This window comes from Hymenobacter sp. BT559, assembly GCF_017571525.1.
In the GTDB taxonomy this organism is placed as follows: Bacteria; Bacteroidota; Bacteroidia; order Cytophagales; family Hymenobacteraceae; genus Hymenobacter; species Hymenobacter ginsengisoli.
Genome location: NZ_JAGETY010000016.1, coordinates 70843 through 88174 on the forward strand (window position 1 = coordinate 70843; position 17332 = coordinate 88174).

Here is a 17332-nt window from a genome sequence, read left to right on the forward strand (position 1 = left end):
ACCCAAAGCCTTAAGTAGCCCCGGCGCTGCCACCGGTGGGGACACCCAGATGCGCGAGGTAGCGGTAAATGGTGGCGCGGCCGACGCCGAGTAGCTGGCCAATTTCGGCCACCGTCTTATCCTGCTGTAGGTACAGCGTCTTGGCGGCCTGGGCCTTGGACAGGGCTTCTTTCGACAAGCCTTTGGGCCGGCCGCCCTGCCGGCCCCGCGCCCGCGCGGCCGTGAGCCCGGCTTTCGTGCGCTCGCGGATGATGTCGCGCTCAAACTCGGCCAGCGAGGCAAACAGGTTAAACATGAGCCGGCCCTGGGCCGTGGTCGTATCCAAGTGGTCGTGCAGGCTTACGAAGTGGATGCCTTTCTCCTGGAAGCCCGTCACCAGCATTACCAGGTCTTTGAGCGAGCGGCCCAGCCGGTCGAGTTTCCAGACTACGAGCGTATCGCCAGCGCGTAGCCGGCTCAGCAGCAGTTGCAGCTGCGGCCGGTCCTTGGAGGAGGAGGCTTTCTCCTGGATGAGGTCCGTGCAGCCGGCCGCCTGCAGGGCGTCGACTTGTAAATGCAACTGCTGGTCCTGGGTGCTGACGCGGGCGTAACCGACTTTCATGGGCTTTTGTCTTATGAAGTCACGGCGACGAAGATACGCGAACGTAGTTTCGTGAGACCAGCGAATAAGACATTTTCCTGGGCCATTTCTCCAGCCTTCTTACTGGGGCCTGGCGTCGCGTGGAAACGGTCGTTTTTTAAGACGTCTCGCCCGCTGGTCTCGTCCGGAAATAAGTTGACCGTTTGACGATAGTCCGAGCCTGGGCTGACCAGTTCGGTGGTAGTCCTAAAAGTACTTCATTCTGGCGGTTCGGTAACCGGCGGTTTATAGTAGTTTTTCCCAGTGCCGTTCCAGTGGTCCCCAACTGCGGTGCGCCTCGTTCGGGCTTTGCATCGCGCAGCTTAGGTGGGGGCGTTTGTAGTTGTAGAGAAACACCGCTCGTTCGAGGTGTTGAGCGGCCTCATCGAGCGAGCGTACGGGATAATGACTCAAGTATTCTTGCTTCAAGATGCCGTTCACCCGTTCGGCCACCGGATTTTCCAATGGGTCGGAGTTTTCAGTCATGCTCACCTGCACGTGCCACGCTGCGAGGGGGGCCAGGTATTCCTGACTGCAATACTGGATGCCGCGGTCACTGTGGTGAATCAAATGGCGACCTGCTTTCTTGGTGAGTTGTTTTAGAGCCATTTCTAACGCCCGGCGGCAGTGGACGGTGGCCAGCGTCTCGGCCACGGCGAAGCCCATAATGCGGTGCGAGTAGGCATCGGTGAGCAGCGAGACGTACAGGCAACCGGCTTCGGTAAACCAGTACGTGATATCGGCCACCCAGACCTGATTGGGCCGCAGCGGGGTTAGGTTCTTAATCAGATTCGGGTACTTGCGGAACTGATGCCGGGAGAACGTGGTGATAGTCTTGCGCTTGCGTCGGCGAATGAGTAAGTTGTTGGCAGCTAGTATATCAAATAGCGCATCGCGGCCCAGCTTGATACCCTGGCTGACCAATGGTTCTTTCAGCAGATAGTAGAGCTTTTTGCCGCCCATACGGGGGTGGTCTTCCCGTACCTGGGCCACCAAGTCCAGCACGCGCTGGTCGCGCTCTTCGCTGGTGAGCTGCCGATGTTCGTGTTGGTAGTACGCCTGCCGGCTGAACCCAAATAGCCCGCTCATCCGCCGCAGGCAAAACCGCGGATGGCTTACTCGCAGGAGTTGGACTACTTGGTACCGGACTTTTTTTCGAGACTCACCCCGAGTTCCTGCTCGGCCACGCGGATAACGGTCTTGTAGTAAAGCACCTGCAGTTCGGCCTGTTCCAGCTCTTTTTCAAGCTGTTTGACGCGACCGGCCAGCGTGTCGGCCGTCTGGGCCACGCGCTCGACGAGCGTCGCTGCTGGTTTGGGGGCAGACTCTTCCATGGCCTGTGTACGGACCAACTCTTCCTGCTGCACACGTTCCAGCCACTGGGTGACTGTCTTGCGCGTCAGCACCTGATACTTGGCCATGGCCGACTCGATGGTGTGGCGGCCGAGGGTGATTTCCTCGACCATCTGGCGCATTTTCAACTCATGCACTTGGCTGCGAAATAAAAATAAGTGCTCCATCTGTAGGGGGTTGATGGTCAACTCATTTTAGGACAAGACAGCTATAAATTCAGGTGGACCCAAACCCGGCCGACCAGCTCTCCCTACCGTTGTTTTCAGTTCCTACTATTGTGCGACCCCGCTAACTATAAAATTCAGCTGACTGTGCACCCGAGTCGGAGGTTTTGCCCTATTTGTTTAACAACACCCAAAGTACACGAATAGCCGAAGCCCCGGTGGGGGCAGCAGTTTCGTTGGCGAAGACACTCCTGTTCCGCCAGTGGTTATTTTTGCAGGCAGTTTCCTTGTGCCCGTGCCGCTACGTTTCTTGCTGCGTCTGCTCATCCTGTTGCTAGGTATTTTTTACCTCGACACGGTGTGCCAAACCGATGCGGAAGATGCGCGTGCTTACTACGCCCGGGGGATTCAGGAATACGTAGCCGCCCCGGAGGCCGTCGCGGTGGTAGCTCCAACCGTCCGTCCTACGGCGCGGGCACGCGTCTGGGGTGGGGTCGAAATGTCCCGGCGCCGCACTCGTTGGCAGCGCCAGCGCGTCGCCCTGGCTACCCCCTGCCCGCGTCCGGCGCTGCCCCCCATTCAGCGCTGGCTGCGGTGGGGTGTGCTGCAAGTCTGAGCAAGCTCGGTTGCCCGAAAACCGGCGCGCGGAAGCCCCCGCCGGCCAGTGCCCCCACTTGTATAGCTACTCGGACGCCCCGCGTCCCACTCCCCCCATGAAATTTTTGGTTTTCCTGGCGCTGCTGCTTAGCAGCGCCGGCGCCGCCGTGGCCCAAAGCCAGCTGCGCGTATTGGTGCGCGATGCGCTCACGCATACCCCCCTGCCCGGCGTGACCGTGGCCATTCCGACACTCCACACCGGGGCCGCGACGGATGCTAGCGGCCTGGCGACTTTGCCCAGCGTGCCCAACGGCTCCCAGCAGGTCGTATTCTCCAGCCTGGGCTATGCCCCGCGTACCCTGTCGCTTACGCTACCTCAATTCACGACTGGACCCCTGCTGGTGGAGCTGACGGCCAGCGCGGCGGCCATCGAAGAGGTGGTGGTAACCGCCACCCGCACCAACTCCCGCCTTGAGGACCAGCCCGAGCGCATCGAGGTGTTGGGCGAGGAGGAGATGCGCGAGGAAGGCGGCATCAAGCCCGGCAACATCGCCTCGCTGCTCAACGACATTGCCGGTACCCAGGTGCAGCCCACTTCGCCCACCACCGGCAACGCGGACTTGCGCATCCAGGGCCTGCAAGGCCAGTATTCCCAGATTCTGCGCGATGGACTACCGCTCTACGGCGGCTTTGCCGGCAGTTTCGGCCTGCTGGCCGTACCCCCGCTGGACCTGCGCCAGGTGGAGTTGCTGAAGGGCTCGAACTCGACCCTGTATGGGGGCGGGGCCATTGCGGGCCTGGTGAATTTAGTGAGCAAAACTCCCACGCTCGGCACGCCGCAGTTCACGGCCACCCTTAACCAGACCACGCTGCGGGAAACCAACCTTAATGGCTTTGCGGCCCAGCGCGGGCAGCAATGGGGCTACTCCTTTTTCGGGGGTCTCACCCGCCAGCAGGACGTGGACGTGGACGGTGACGGCTTCGTGGACGTGCCCCGCGTGCACAGCCTCACGGTGCACCCGCGGCTGTTTTATTACCCAAATGCGCACAGCCAACTCGCCGTGGGCTACACCGGCACGTTTGACGAGCGGCGCGGCGGCGACCAGACCGTGCTGCGCGAAGGCCCCGACGCGGCCGGCGGGCACGTCTACTTCGTGACCAACACCAGCCAGCGCCACACCGTCGATGCCGTGTATACCAACGATAGCGTCGCGGCCGGCCGCTTAACCCTGAAAGGCGTTGTAACCCGGTTCAGCCGGGCCGTGCAGACCAACACGGTGGACTTTGGGGCCGACCAGACTACCTACTACACCGAGGCGAGCTACCTGCGCCCGCTCGGTCCGCAGCATACACTGGTTGTCGGTGGCAATGTCAACGGTGAGCGCCTAATCACCCCGGCGAGCAGCGCTACGCCTTTGTTGAGCCCTTATACCTACGGCACCGTGGGGGGATTCGTCCAGGATGACTGGCACCCCACTGCCCGGTTTAATGTGCAGGCCGGCTTTCGACTGGACCACCACAACCAGTACGGCACCTTCCCGCTGCCGCGCCTGGCGGTGCGCTACCAGCTAAGCGAGGCCTTCACGGCCCGCCTCAACGGCGGCCTGGGCTACCGCGTGCCGGTGCCCTACGTCAACAGCCTCGACGAGCGCGAGTACCCGCAGATTCAGCCCCTGCAAGGGCTGCGGGCCGAAACGTCGCAAGGGCTGAACGGCGACCTCAACTACCAGCACGTTATCCCCCACTTCGATGATGACGGAGCGCCGCTCATCCTGAGTCTGAACCAGTCCTTTTTCTATACCCGGCTGCAAGACCCCTTGGTGCTGCCTGACGGCACGGCCGGCAATGGCCTCTACCAGCCCGGCAGCGGCCCGCTGAGCTGGCAAAACGCCGCAGCCCCCGTCGTGACCAAAGGCCTGGAAACCTACCTGCGGGTGCGCGTAGACGAAACGGAGCTGTATCTGGGCTACGTGTACACCGACGCCCGCCGGCAGTACGACCCGGTAAATCCGCATGTCGAGCTAGCCGCCCGCCACAAGTTCGCGGCCGTGGGCACGGTGGAGGTCAGCGACAATTTTGGGGCGGGGCTCGAAGCCGCCTATACTGGCCAGCAGTACCGCTCGGACGGCACTACGACACCTGGCTACCCCATCTTCGCGGCCCTGCTGCGCTACCGGCTGGGGCCCTGGACGCTGGTGCTCAACGGGGAAAATCTGCTCGACTACCGCCAGACCCGGCACGAGCGCGTGGTACTGCCTCCTTACGGCAACCCCGTTTTTCGGGAATTGTGGGCTCCGGTCGAAGGCCGGGCTATTAACCTGTCGCTGAATTGGCGCTTCGGCGCCACGGGCTTTTAAGCGCCGCGTCGGGGACAAGTTGACGGTTCCGCCTCGTTTTCGTAGTAGCCTTTCTTTGCGGAATCTATGCAGCGCTTTGCCTACCTCACCCGCGCCGTCTGGCTGCTCTCGCTCATCAGCCTGTTTACCGACCTGGCCAGTGAGATGCTCTACCCGGTCATGCCGCTGTATTTGCAATCCATTGGCTTTTCGGTATTCTTCATCGGCCTGCTCGAAGGCGTGGCCGAAGCCGTGGCCGGCCTGAGCAAGGGGTATTTTGGCCAATGGTCCGACCGTCTCGGCCAGCGGGCACCCTTCGTGCAGGGGGGCTATGGGCTGAGCGCGCTGAGTAAGCCCCTGCTCGCCGTGCTGGCCACGCCCGCCTGGGTGTTGCTGGCCCGAACCCTTGACCGCCTGGGCAAAGGCCTGCGCACCGGGGCCCGGGACGCGTTGCTGGCCGACGAAACCACGCCCGCCGACCGGGGTAAGGTATTTGGCTTCCATCGGTCTATGGATACGCTCGGGGCCGTGTTTGGCCCGCTGGCCGCGCTGGCCTGGCTGGCGGCCCACCCGGGCCAGTTCCGGCCCCTGTTCCTGTGGGCATTTGTGCCCGGGGTGTTGGCCGTGGGCCTCACCTTCGCCCTGCGCGAGCGGCAAGCGATGCCTTCGGGCCGGCCGGTCATGCCGTTCTGGGCCTCGTTTGGCTACTGGCGGGTGGCCTCCCCGGCGTACCGGCGCGTGGTGGGCGCGCTGCTGGTATTCGCCCTCTTCAACTCCTCCGACGCCTTTCTGCTGCTGCTGGCCCGGCAGCGGGGCCTCTCGGCCACGGCCGTCATCGGCTGCTACATTCTCTACAACCTGACCTACGTGCTCAGCGCCTGGCCCCTGGGCCACCTAGCTGACCGACTGGGCCCGCGTCGCTTACTGGTGGCGGGCTTTCTGGCGTTCGCAGGCGTGTACGGGGGCCTGGCGCTGACCACCAACGCGTGGGCCATTGGTGGGCTGTTTGCCGTTTACGGGCTCTATGCCGCCGCCACCGAAGGCGTCGGCAAGTCATGGGTGAGCACCCTCTGCGCCAAAGCCGATGCGGGGGCGGCCCTGGGTACCCTCGGGGGCCTGAGCAGTTTAGCTGCCTTGGGTGCCAGTGCCGTCGCGGGTCTGCTGTGGCAGTGGCAGGGGTCAGTCCTGCCCTTTGGCTTGGCGGCTATTGTAGCCATTGGCACTGCCCTCTACCTGGCCCAACTTCGTTTAAGCACTTCCATCCCTGGTTAACCCATGTCCTCCCCCGAAGCTGCCCCCACCAATCGCGAGCGCGCCGAGCGCGGCCAGACCTCCACTTTGCTCGGCATCGGGGCCAATGTGGCCCTGGTACTCGGCAAGGGCACGGCTGGCGTGCTCGGCCATTCCTACGCCCTCATTGCCGAAGCCATCGAGTCAGGTACCGACATTTTCAGCTCCCTCATCGTGTGGCTGGGCCTGCGCACCGCTGCCCGCGAGCCCGACGAAAATCATCCCTACGGCCACGGCAAAGCGGAGCCCCTGGCCGCCATCATGGTAGCCGTGGCCTTGCTGGGGGCCGCAGCCTATATCGCTACTGAGGGTGTCATCCATATCATCACACCCCATCAGCTGCCCGCCCCCTTCACCCTGGCGGTGCTGGCCGTAGTCATTGCCATTAAGGAAACCCTCTACCGCCGGGTGAATAAAGTCGGCGAAGAAGTAGACAGCAATGCCGTGAAAGCCGACGCCTGGCACCACCGCGCCGACGTCATCACTTCCTGTACCGCCTTTGTAGGAATCAGCATTGCCCTTATTGGGGGCAAGGGGTGGGAGGCGGCCGACGACTGGGCCGCGCTGGTGGCCTGCTGTTTTATTGTCTACAATGCCTACCACATTTTCCGCCCGGCCTTCGGCGAAATTATGGACGAGGCCCCGGCCGGTACCTGGGCCGAAGACGTGCGCGCCCTGGCCGAAGCCGTGCCCGGGGTGGTGGCCACCGAAAAGTGCTTTGTGCGCAAGATGGGCTTCGAGTACTTCGCCGACCTGCATGTGATAGTAGACGGCCGCATCAGCGTGCGCGAAGGCCATGACATTGCCGGGGCCGTCAAAGCCGCCATCAAGCAGGCCAAGCCCGCCGTTTACAACGTGCTGGTCCACATCGAGCCTTCCGAGCAAGACCACTACTAGCAGGCGGTGCAAAGCCAGCGCGCCGCCGTGGAGCACCTTAAAAAGGGCGAACACGAGAAAGTCGCTCTTCACGGCTATACCGCCTACGGCTGTGCATCCCCCACCAAGAAGCATGTTAAGGAAGCCGCTCTGCACTGCTCGCAAGAGCACGGAGACCACGAGTGGCTGCACGCCCATGAGCGAGGCGGGGACCAATAGCTCCTTCTACCAAACCAAAAAGTCCGTCTATTGCATAATAGACGGGCTTTTTGGTTAATTCTTAACCTATGCCGGAGGCTATTTAGTAGCGGGATTGGAGTCTCAACGCCTCTAGCCAGGCTCTTTTTAGCTTTTTTCTCGTCAGAGCCAGTGGCAAATAATAGCTGCTGTACCTGCTTGCGGGCTTGCCGGCCCTCCGCACGTGTTGCCAAGATAGCCTGCTTGGCCTGCCGCACAAAAACAGCGTTGCAGTACTTGACCTTTCTAATAGTCTTGAGGAGCGTGTAAAAGCATCCTTTCTCTCTACTCTTACTACGCGTTTATGCCTTATAGAGCGATTTCTAGGTCAGGGTACAGGTTTTGTTCTGGCGTTCGCCTCACCCCCCGGCCCCCTCTCCAAAAAGGAGAGGGAGCCAGTCTGGCAAAAAGTCTACACTGACTAGGAATCCGCTCTAGGTAGCATTCAAGGCGCTTGGCTGCCAAGTCGGAGGTTTCGCGCAATTTGTTTAACAACACTCATAATTCAGAAACAAGGATTAGCGAAAGTGATACCGCAGCCCAATGCTGGCCAGAAGGGGCCAGTGGTCGATAAGCGGATTGTTGAACAGGTAGCCTTTCGTGCCCGTGGCAACCCACGAGAGGCGGTTGCCCAAGAAGAAATCGGCTTCGAGGCCGGCCTGTGGGCCATAAGTGAAGCGTTGGGGTTCGGCCGAGCCGGTAGCCAGCTCTCCGGTGTTTTTCTGGTTGGTCGACTCGTAGCCTGCACCTGCACCCACCAGCAGATGCACGTAGACTGCCTCCCCGAGGTGGAACAGTTGAGGTGAAAGAAGCACGCGGCCCAGGTAAACCGAGTATTCTCCGCGAGTAGTCAGGGTGCCGTGTTCGTACCCGCCGCTCAGGCGCAGGGCCAGGCGGTCGGTGAGCATGGGCGTATAGCTCAGCTCGTAATAGTTGCCGGTTTCCGAACGGCCGATGTGCGCGCCCCAGGATGCAATGTGTTTAACATGGCGCTGGGCCGAGGCCGGCATGATGCCGGCCTCGGCCAGTAGAAGCATTAGCAAAAGAAGCTTTTTCATACTAGCTAGCGCGGCCGGTTACGGTCCATTTTAATGAGCGCGTTGCGGCTGAGCGTCGAAGCATACACCGCTTCGGCGGCCTGGTGGGCCGGCCCAGCCTGCGAGGCCTCCATGAACAGGCGGTCGCCCTGCTCGCGCAACTGCATGGCCTTAATCATGTTGTCGTTCGAGGAATTTAGCGCGGCAATCCGCTCCCCCTCCGTCATGGCATAGCGTCCCGGGTTTTTCAAGGTGGCCTGCATCTCCACGCTCTGCGCGGTCATCTCATCGGCAATCTTGTAGTAGTTCACGGCCATCGCCAGCTTGCGCTTTGCCATCATCTCCTCAGCCGCAAACAGGGAAACCGTCGACTCCTCGCGCTTGGCCTGGTACTGGTCGCTGGTCATGTTGCCATTGGGGTCGGACGAGCTGGCCCCAAAGCGGGAGAACACGTCGTACATGGTGTTCACGTCCTGCACGGGGTTGGTCAGCTGCAGGGCCTGCCGCAGGCGTTGCGCTTTGGCATAGACGGGCATCATCTGGTTGGTTTGGGTGCGGCCGGACATGGAGAGGGCCCGCGCAAACAGCTCCTGCGGGTTGGAGAGACGCAAGTCCTGAATGTTTTGCACCTTGCGCAGGTCCGCCTGAATCTGACGCTGCAAGTCCAGGCCCTGCGACGTCAGGTCTTTTACCTGGCCGGTAATGTCTTTCGTGACGCCGGCAATTTGCCGGGCGTCCTTGACCACCTGGTAGTTTTTTACGGTTTCGGCCCACTCCCCCAGCTGCTTGGCAAACTGGCCTATGTGGACGCCCATGTGCAGCGGGTCATTGACCACCATCTGTGCCCGGGCTTTGCCGGCCGGGGCCAGCAGCAACGCGCCGGCCATCATGGCCGGAAAAAGAGTCTTTTTCATTGTCGTAGAATGGGTGAAAGGAAAGCATTAGCGTCCCGACGCCGTGGCCGGCCCCAACTGGCCGGCGGCCGCCGTGGTAATCAGCAGGGGGTAGCCATCGGGCAGCAGCACGTCCCGCAGCTTGGTGCGGCTTTTCGGGCGGCTGAGCACGCCCAGGGCCACGCGCCCACCCACGCCCACCACCGAGTTCGCCGCCGAGGCCGAGCGGTCGATGGCGGTGCTGATTTCCTGAGTGGACTGCTGCTGCAGGTCCTGGCCGGCCAGGCTGGCATCCTTGGCCACCCGCTTGACGGGGTCAATCATGATACCGGGCAGGTAGTTGTAGTCGTAGATGCTGGCTGCGACCCGGGTGGGCCCGAGGCGGTTTACTTCAAGCATGACGTGGTTGGTGCCCACGCTGGCAATGCCAGCGAAGACCGAGTTCTTAGGGAAGGTCACGCCCGACACCACGGCATCTTCCTGCAGCCGCAGCAGCACGACGGAACCCGTGCGCACCTTTTGCTCGCCGTTGATGACGCACTTGAAAAACACGTCGGGTGCCAGCTCGGCCTGGCTGCCCTGGGCCATCATCCGGGTGGAGCCAGCCACCTTGACGGTGTTAAAGCCGTCCATCCCCGGCGCGCTGGCGTGATTGGCCAGCGTCTGCGCGGCCGCTTTGGGGTCGCGAAAGCGCTTGCCCGTCATGCGCTCGTACACGGCCCGGGTTTCGGGCGGCGAACTGCCCAGCATGGCCAGTACGTCCGGGTCCGTCTCAAACGGTGTTCCGTCCGTGTCGGTCGCCGGCAGCAGGCCCGCCCGAAGGCCCCGCTCCGCCCGGGAGCTGGCCCGGCGGGCCGAGCTGCCCACCACCTGGCCGGGGCGCCGCCGGGGCACCACCAGCGTTTCCGAGCGATAGGAGCCCGTGGTTGGGTCCTGCAAGGTTGTTTCAATCGTGTCCACGTCGGCCGCGGCCAGCCGGGCTTCCTCCTGCCGGCGACGGGCAGCGAGGGTCGCCGCCGCGGCCCGCCGCTTCCGGCGCATGGCCTGGCCCATGGTATCGGCCACAAAGGCTTCCACTACCTCGTCGGTGTTGGGCCGGGCCAGGGCGTTCTGCGTCTCCTGCTCCTGCCGCCGCTGCTGCTCGATTCGCGCGGAGGGGGAAACCGCTTCGGCCGGCGCGGTGGGCGCGGCCTTGATTTCGGGCTCGATGTTTTCCGAAGCCGCCGCCACGACTTCCTTATGCTGCTGCGCGGCTTGGGTAGCCGAGCGCAACCAGAGAAAAAGCCCGCCGCCGACCAGCAGGACCAGCAGGCCGGTCAGGAGTATCCAGTTGTTGCGCAGTACCTCCAGCGGAGTTGCTTTGGGCTTGTCAGCAGCGGACCGCTCCGGCTTAAACCGCTCGTGCTCGTCGTGCTCGGACGAGGCCGTAGATGGGGGTTGTGCGTGTGGGTTGGCAGGTTCCATAGGGAGAACAGCGTTAGATGGTAGAAGCGCGATTGATGACCCGCGAAGGCACCGGCAGTACCAGCACCCGCGCCCCGTTAAGCTCGCGCAGCGTCACCTCCAGGTAGCCCCGGTCGGTGGCCGCGAAGAGCGGAATCGCATAGGTCAGGTAGCCGGTGGTGCGGCCCGAAACAACCTGGTTCGCCGCGCCGCCCGAGGGGGCCAGCGGACGGCGCGCCTCGTTCTTTTTCTTGGCCAGAAACTTCTTTTGGGCATTTTCGACCAACTGGAAGTCGGTGAAATCGACGTTATAATCAATTGCCGAGTGGTTGATGACTTTAAAGCGCAGGTAGGTAAAATCCTTGTCGTTGCGCACGTTGGCCAGCGAGAGCACCAGGTCGTTATCGACCACGGCCACCGCTTGGTGCTCCTCCCGGGACTTGCGGAGCGTGTTAAGCTTGCCCTCGACGGCGGCCTTCTTTTCCCGCTCCTTGTCCAGGGCCAGCTCATTTTCCGGGGCCGCCCCCGCGACTGCGCCGGTGCCGCTGCTCATACCCAGGGCGCCGTCTTTTTGAAAGTCGTAGAGCTGCAGCACGGGCCGGTTCACGTACACGAGCCGGCCCATCCAGTACTTGCTGCCAAAGCGGATGAGCAGGGGCGTCGGCGGCGCGGACTTGCGGCGGGCGCGCACAAACACGGCGTTGGCTTCAATCTTGACCAGGTAGTTGTTGGCCATGCCCACGTCGACCAGCGACACGGGGCCGCTAAAGACGAGATAGGTGGTGGAGCTATCCGATACGGCCACGTCAAGCAGCGTCGGCGTGGCATGGACTGCCGAGGAGGCCGGCTGCAACATGGCTGACGTGGGTTGAGCTAGTGTGGCCGAAGCCAGCAGCACCGGTAGGCTCAGGGTCAGCAGCAGTTTAGAAAACATAAGAATAGACGTTAGGAAGGGAGGGATTAAACCTATTTGCCCCGAGCCGGAGCCGCGGGCAGGGCTTGGTTGGGGGCCGATGAGGAAAGCGGCGTATCGCCCGCCGCGGGGGCCACGGGCCCGGTACTGCGCTGCGCATCCAGCAGGGCGCGCTGCCGTTCGGCTTCCTGGTCTTTCAAGGCTTGCAGCTCCTCCCGCGACACTTGCGGGTTGTAGGGGATGTAGTCGAAATTGGTAATCAGCAGGCCATAGGGGTTGGCATCCGAGCGGTTGGTTTCCACCAGGTTGAACTTGGCGGCCAGCGGCAGGGGCTCCTTTTGCTCGCCGCCAATGAAAATGCGCTGCTTGATGTACACCTGACCCGACCAGGGCCGGTGGTTCATGTCGATGCGCACGCTGTCCACCGTGACCACGTTGCGGGCAGCGTAGCGCTCGTAGTTCTGAAGCACCTGGCCGCGCGTGAACCCGTCGTAGATGCGCCGGCCCCCGCGCCCCTCAATCAGGGGCAGGGCGGCATCGAGGTTAGCCTTGTAGGTGTACTGGTCGTGCCCGAACATGGTCAGCATGAAGTTGCGCACCAGGTTACGGGCCTCATAGGGCGTATGCGTTTCGGTGGTGGGCGCGGAGAGCGCGGCCACCGAGCCGGTCTGGCCGACCACGTACACGCGCCGGCCGCTGTTCTCGTAGGCGCGGTACACCAGCAAGCCTGCCGCCAGGGACACGAGCAGCAGGGCAAAAACGCTCCCCATTGCGAGGTTGCGCATGGTGGAGAAAGAGACACTTAGGTTTTTGGCAGAATCCATTGGAAATGCGGGTTAAGTCAACAAGAGGTTGTTTAGGAGCCGGAGTTTCTTCCCCACTGCCCCTAGTTGGCGAGGGGCAAGGAGATTTGGAGGCCCCGGTAGGGGTAGGTCAGCAAGGCGGTGCTTGTGCTCCTGTCCGGGCTTGCGTAGGCATAGAGCACTCCCTGAACGGTGACGGGCTGCCCGGGCCGCATGGGCACTACTTCCCCGCCCCGGTCTATCTCACTGATGAAAAAGCCGCGCAGCGAATCCCGGACCGAGGGCAGCTGCAGCTTGGCCACGCCGGGCGTGCTCTTTCCAAAACCCATCGGTTTCCAGCGCAGCACCGCTGCAAAGGGAATTCGGTAGCCGGGCCCTACTTGGGGGTAGCCCGGCTTGGAGGAGCGCAGCCCGGCCGGCAGCGCTAGGATAACTGCGGCCGGGGTTTTACTGGTGACTGACACCAACTCCAAGTACCCTTCCTCCGGCAGCATTTGTGCTACCCCAGGTTGCACATTTACCGCCGACGCCGGTAACGTGACGGGCAGGGTGGTTGCCTCCTTCCAGGCGTTTGCTTTCGCTTGTTCGGCGGGACTTTCGGCGCTGGTTTGCAGCGCATCGACCATTTGAGTGGCGGCCTTTTCCTCTTTGGATTGGCAGGAAGCAGCCAGGGCTAGGGCCAGCAGGGCGAGGTAGCGCGGTGAGTTATTCATCGGAAAGGAGAGGAAGAATGGTTAGGCCGTCCACAGCCCGGAGGGCCGTTGCCGGTAAGAAGGGTTCAGGGCATCCGACATGGTGATGGAGGGCAAGCCAGCCGATGCCGAACTGCCTCCACCCGGAGACTGTGCGGGCCCGGCGGAGTTGTTACCCCCACCATTACCACCCCCACCGCCGGAGCTGCCCCCGCCAGTTTTGCTGCCGCTTCCCATAGCGCGGCCGATGGCGCCGGATACACCGTGCCCGCCCCCGGCCATGCCAGCGGAGACGCCGGCCCCGGCCGCCGCGGCGGAAGCGGCCATGCCCACCATGGAGCCCACGAAGCCCTGAGCGGCCGAGGAGCCTATAAATAGGCTCGTCAGGTAGGGCACCATGAGGTAGAGCATGATGAAGGCCACCGATACTATCAACTGGCGCGTATCCGACTCGGCGGCCACTGGGGCGGAGAACACCCCGCCGAAGGTTGTGCTGGAGGCCGTGTAGAAGGTATAAAGCAGGTCTAGCAGGGCGAATGAGAGGCCCCAGAGCTGTACGGCAATGAAGTTTTGCAGCCACTTAATTGCCAGCTGCCCAAAGGCCGGCACCACCGACAGGCACAGGGAGATGGGGCCGCAGACAAACAGAAAGCCCAGGATGAACTGCTGAATGAACTGCATGATTTGGCGAATCAGCAGTACTACCTCCCCGGTCACCAGCTGCATCAGAATATTGGTCAGGCTAAACGAGGTGATGGTTTTGAGCAGGTTGCTGATTTCGTCAACCCCTTGCTCGACCACCGTTTTCTGCGACAGCGTCTCCGAGGTGCTGATGGTTGCCCCCAGCGCCGAAGCGGCCGTCGAGCCGTCCGGCGTAGCGAACAGGCGGGTGAAGCCCGCAATACCCATGCTGAGTGTGTCAATCAGCTCCTTATAGAAAAAGAGCAGGAAGAATATCCAGACCGCCTTTATAATCGGTCCCCAGTCCATGGCCAGACCGTTGCCCGAGATAAAGCCCCGCCCGACAGTGTAGAGCAAGGCAATCAGCATAAACGTGGGGGTGATGAAGCGGCAGGCGTGCAGCACGATAGCCAGCGTCTGGTCGCAGGCGCTCAGAAACCCCGGGTCGGCCCCGTAGGCGACCATTAAGTAGAGGCCGCTCATTTGGCCAGAGCCCCCGTGCGGGCCTGTTTATCTTCGACAAACTGGTCCACCGCGTAGTCCAGGCGCTGCACGTTCACGTCTTCGTACACCGTGTTGCCCTCCTCGTCCAGCTTTAAGCGGCCGGCTTTGTCCAGCACGGGCTTGCGGTTGGTCTGCTGGTAGAACTTGACCAGCTTGTTGAGGTAGTTTCGCTCGATGGGCTTAGAGGTGAGAATGGCATCGAGCTGCGGGGAGGCTTCCACTCCGAATATCTTGCCCTTGCCGCCCTGCTTGATAAAGATTTCGCGCAGCGCGTCCGTGGAGCGCACCGAGCGTATCAGGTCCATCTCGTGCCCGGTCAGGCCGAGCGGGGCCTGCAACTGGGCGAGCGAGTCGGGGTTGACGTGGCGCAGGATAATCTTGGTAGCCGAGTTGTTGATGATGGCCGGCCCGATTTTGCTGTTGGTAATCTCGGTGATGCCCTGGGTGATGATGGTCACCGAGCCGTTGGTTTTCCGAATGGTGCGGTACATCGACTCGATGAATTCCGAGAGCACGCCCGAGAGCATGGTCCAGGCCTCGTCCAGGGCGATGTACTTAGTCGCATCCGGAAACTTGCGGAACAGGTCCAGACTCAGCTCGGTGATGAGCATGGCCACCACCGGGTACAGGTCGGGGTCGGCCTGCACCTTGGCCAGGTCGAAGCAGATGAGCCGGTATTCCGACAGGTCCACGTCGCGCTGGGCGTTGAGCACCCGCTCGTAGCGGCCGCCGGTGATATACTGACCCAGCACCAGGAAGAACTGGTGCATGTCGATGTACTTAAGATTCTTCTGGTACTGGCGCCGCGCCCCGTCCAGCGAGTCCGGCGCTACCCCGTCGTGGGGTTCCGCCACGACCTTTTGCATGTCGGCATCGAAGCGCTCCACGAAGCGGTAGAAGCTTTCCATGCCGGGAAACTCCTCGTCCAGCTGGCCGAGCTTGTTATCTTCATTGAGGTACGCGTAGTACTCAATCAAAAAGCGCGAAAGAATGGTCCGCTCCGACTTATCGAGCCCGGTATCCTTGCCACCCTTCCAGAGCGCGGCGAGCAGCGCCAGGTGGAAGTTGGTTTTCTCGTCATTATAGAGCCACTTGCCCGAAGCATCCCGTGGTACGATGAAGGGGTTGAACTCAATCGGCCGGGCGGGGTCGTACTCGAAGTAGGTGTGGTCGAAATCCTCGCCGTTGAGCGACTGCAGCACGTTGCGGTAGGTGCCGCCTACGTCCATGATGATTTGCCGCGCCCCTTTCTCAAAGCGCTGCACTATCAGGTTGCCGAAGGTGTAGCTTTTGCCCGAGCCGGAGGGGCCGATGACGATGGCGTTCTGGTTGTCCAGGGCCGTGTTGAACAGGTTCACCTGCACCAGGTTGCGGAAGCGGTCGGTGAGGTACTCCCCCACTGGGTCGGTTTTGTAGGTGGCCGTCCAGTGGGTGTAGCACGCCCCCCGGTCGGAAGAGCAGGTTAGCCAGCGGTCCGGCACCTGCCAGGCGTTACCTGGTAGCAGGCCAAAGAACACGGGCAGGGCCAGGTAGCTTTCCACCACGCTTTCCGTGCCGAACATGTACCGGAACGCCGCCGTGGCCTTCTCCACGTTTTCGCGCCGGCTGTTGTCGTTGGTGTCCCAGATCACGCACGAGAGGTGCAGGCCCACTATCTGCTTGTTCTCGGCCCGCACCTCGGCGGTGAACTCCTCGACTTCAGCCGCCCGCAGCGCATTGTCCTGCGTGGAGAGAAACGAAAGCGAGGCGTTCAGCTTGCGGTCGGTATCCAGGCTGCTGAGCTCGGCGCGGGTGTCCTGCACGAGCAGGGCTTGCGTCAGGATGTGGGGGCACTGCAGGATGTGGGTGAGCGGGTAGAGCATGGGCGCCGTAACCCCGTAGCTGTTCTTTACGGCCGCGTGGCCCTCGCTGCCCTGGCCCACCATCGAGAGGATGTTAACCTGGTGCTCCCCGACGCTGAGCGTGCCCAGGTCGTTGCCAATTTCGCGCTCCTGCCGGGTGGGCTGGCCGTCGAAGTTCAGGTTGAAGTACTGCAGATACAGCTGGTGAATCTCGCGGCTGCTCATGCGCTCAAAGGCCACGCCGCCCAGGTTTTTGAGGCCTTGGGTAAATTCCACGGCGCTGGCTTCGGCTACCTCCAGGGTGTGCACGAGCTGCGCGAAGGGGTTCTTAATGAGGGCTTCGCCGGCCCGGGCCACCAGGGCATTCACGGCGTTGGTCTTAGGGGCCTTGACCGCCACCGGCGCGAACGAGAGAAACAGGTAGGACTTCTGAAACAGCACCAGCCGCTCGAAGAAGTGCTTGTTCATCTTGCCCTCGAAGTAGGTCTGCTGCGCCTTGTCCTCGCGGTAGGGCCGGTCGTAGTAGATGTCCGTTTTCTGCACGATGGTGCCCACCGGGAGCGGGCGCAGCACGCCGATGAGCGCCGTCTGAAAGGCGTCGTAGTCTTCGACCATCCAGCTTTCCATTTCAGCGGGCTCAATCACGAAGCCCACGGCGACGCGGCCATCCTTGAAGACCACCTTGTTTTCTTCATAGGAATGCACCGGCATCACCGCGTTAAACGCGGTTGTCTTGGGGGTTTTTGCCATGAGCGGGAGGAGGGAGGAGCCCCACTGCCAGGCGGCGGGGCTGAATGAAGGTGTAGGAGAGCCACGCCATCAGGAAGCCGGGGGCCTGCGTCCGGGTGAGGTAACGCAGGCCCAGGAGGAGTCCGATTTCTGACAGGATGACCAGCAGGTAGACCAGGCGCGGAATCTTGACCGCCATGCCCAGAAAGCCGAGCAGCAGCACGGAGCCGATGAACAGGCCCACCAGCAGGCCCAGGTCCTGCAGGTTCATGCCCAGGACCTGGGCGGGCCGCTCGATGGATTTATAGGAGCGCATGGGAGCCG

General features: G+C 62.3%; 16 protein-coding genes. 4 read left to right on the forward strand and 12 right to left on the reverse strand.

All coding sequences use genetic code 11. The features are described 5' to 3' along the window. Positions 1 to 10: 10 nt before the first annotated feature. From J4D99_RS18725 to J4D99_RS18735, 3 genes are all read right to left on the reverse strand, one after another. A complete protein-coding gene (locus tag J4D99_RS18725) occupies positions 11 to 601 on the reverse strand; it encodes a recombinase family protein (protein WP_208133267.1) in 591 nt (196 codons plus the stop codon). Positions 602 to 865: 264 nt separating this feature from the next. Further along, positions 866 to 1744 (reverse strand): IS3 family transposase, encoded by an 879-nt coding sequence (locus J4D99_RS18730; protein WP_208133316.1) that lies wholly within the window; start codon positions 1742 to 1744, stop codon positions 866 to 868. An 8-nt stretch (positions 1745 to 1752) separates the two neighbouring features. Next, positions 1753 to 2139, reverse strand: a complete 387-nt coding sequence (locus tag J4D99_RS18735; RefSeq protein ID WP_236018738.1) for a hypothetical protein — start codon at positions 2137 to 2139, stop codon at positions 1753 to 1755. A gap of 292 nt (positions 2140 to 2431) precedes the next feature. Between J4D99_RS18735 and J4D99_RS18740 the strand changes: the two genes are divergently transcribed. From J4D99_RS18740 to J4D99_RS18755, 4 genes are all read left to right on the forward strand, one after another. Then, entirely contained in the window at positions 2432 to 2752 is a 321-nt protein-coding gene (locus J4D99_RS18740) for a hypothetical protein (protein WP_208133268.1), read from the forward strand. A gap of 97 nt (positions 2753 to 2849) precedes the next feature. Further along, positions 2850 to 5090 (forward strand): TonB-dependent receptor, encoded by a 2241-nt coding sequence (locus tag J4D99_RS18745; RefSeq protein WP_208133269.1) that lies wholly within the window; start codon positions 2850 to 2852, stop codon positions 5088 to 5090. Positions 5091 to 5156: 66 nt separating this feature from the next. Then, positions 5157 to 6341, forward strand: a complete 1185-nt coding sequence (locus J4D99_RS18750; RefSeq protein WP_208133270.1) for an MFS transporter — start codon at positions 5157 to 5159, stop codon at positions 6339 to 6341. A gap of 3 nt (positions 6342 to 6344) precedes the next feature. Beyond that, positions 6345 to 7256, forward strand: coding sequence for a cation diffusion facilitator family transporter (locus J4D99_RS18755; protein ID WP_208133271.1), 912 nt, complete (start codon positions 6345 to 6347; stop codon positions 7254 to 7256). A 734-nt stretch (positions 7257 to 7990) separates the two neighbouring features. On the opposite strand, the gene J4D99_RS18760 is transcribed toward J4D99_RS18755, so the two are convergent. The 9 genes from J4D99_RS18760 to J4D99_RS18800 form a co-directional block, all read right to left on the reverse strand. After that, positions 7991 to 8530, reverse strand: a complete 540-nt coding sequence (locus J4D99_RS18760) for a hypothetical protein (RefSeq protein WP_208133272.1) — start codon at positions 8528 to 8530, stop codon at positions 7991 to 7993. Between the two features lie 5 nt (positions 8531 to 8535). Further along, positions 8536 to 9423 carry a hypothetical protein gene (locus J4D99_RS18765; protein WP_208133273.1) on the reverse strand — a complete coding sequence of 296 codons (888 nt, stop codon included), beginning with the start codon at positions 9421 to 9423 and terminating at the stop codon, positions 8536 to 8538. A 27-nt stretch (positions 9424 to 9450) separates the two neighbouring features. Next, the gene (traM, locus tag J4D99_RS18770) at positions 9451 to 10866 is read right to left on the reverse strand and encodes a conjugative transposon protein TraM (protein ID WP_208133274.1); all 1416 of its coding nucleotides are present in this window, start codon (positions 10864 to 10866) and stop codon (positions 9451 to 9453) included. Between the two features lie 13 nt (positions 10867 to 10879). Further along, positions 10880 to 11779, reverse strand: coding sequence for a DUF4138 domain-containing protein (locus tag J4D99_RS18775; RefSeq protein WP_208133275.1), 900 nt, complete (start codon positions 11777 to 11779; stop codon positions 10880 to 10882). A 32-nt stretch (positions 11780 to 11811) separates the two neighbouring features. Further along, a complete protein-coding gene (locus J4D99_RS18780) occupies positions 11812 to 12543 on the reverse strand; it encodes a conjugal transfer protein TraK (protein WP_208133276.1) in 732 nt (243 codons plus the stop codon). Positions 12544 to 12644: 101 nt separating this feature from the next. Then, positions 12645 to 13274: a hypothetical protein gene (locus tag J4D99_RS18785; RefSeq protein WP_208133277.1), complete on the reverse strand. Its 630-nt coding sequence runs from the start codon at positions 13272 to 13274 to the stop codon at positions 12645 to 12647. Between the two features lie 21 nt (positions 13275 to 13295). Further along, positions 13296 to 14417, reverse strand: a complete 1122-nt coding sequence (locus J4D99_RS18790; RefSeq protein WP_208133278.1) for a hypothetical protein — start codon at positions 14415 to 14417, stop codon at positions 13296 to 13298. Continuing rightward, complete coding sequence (locus J4D99_RS18795; RefSeq protein ID WP_208133279.1) at positions 14414 to 17029, reverse strand: VirB4 family type IV secretion system protein; 2616 nt, start codon at positions 17027 to 17029, stop codon at positions 14414 to 14416. The genes J4D99_RS18790 and J4D99_RS18795 overlap by 4 nt, the downstream gene beginning before the upstream one ends. Next, positions 16998 to 17324: a hypothetical protein gene (locus J4D99_RS18800; RefSeq protein ID WP_208133280.1), complete on the reverse strand. Its 327-nt coding sequence runs from the start codon at positions 17322 to 17324 to the stop codon at positions 16998 to 17000. Before J4D99_RS18800 ends, J4D99_RS18795 begins: the two co-directional genes overlap by 32 nt. Positions 17325 to 17332 lie beyond the last annotated feature (8 nt).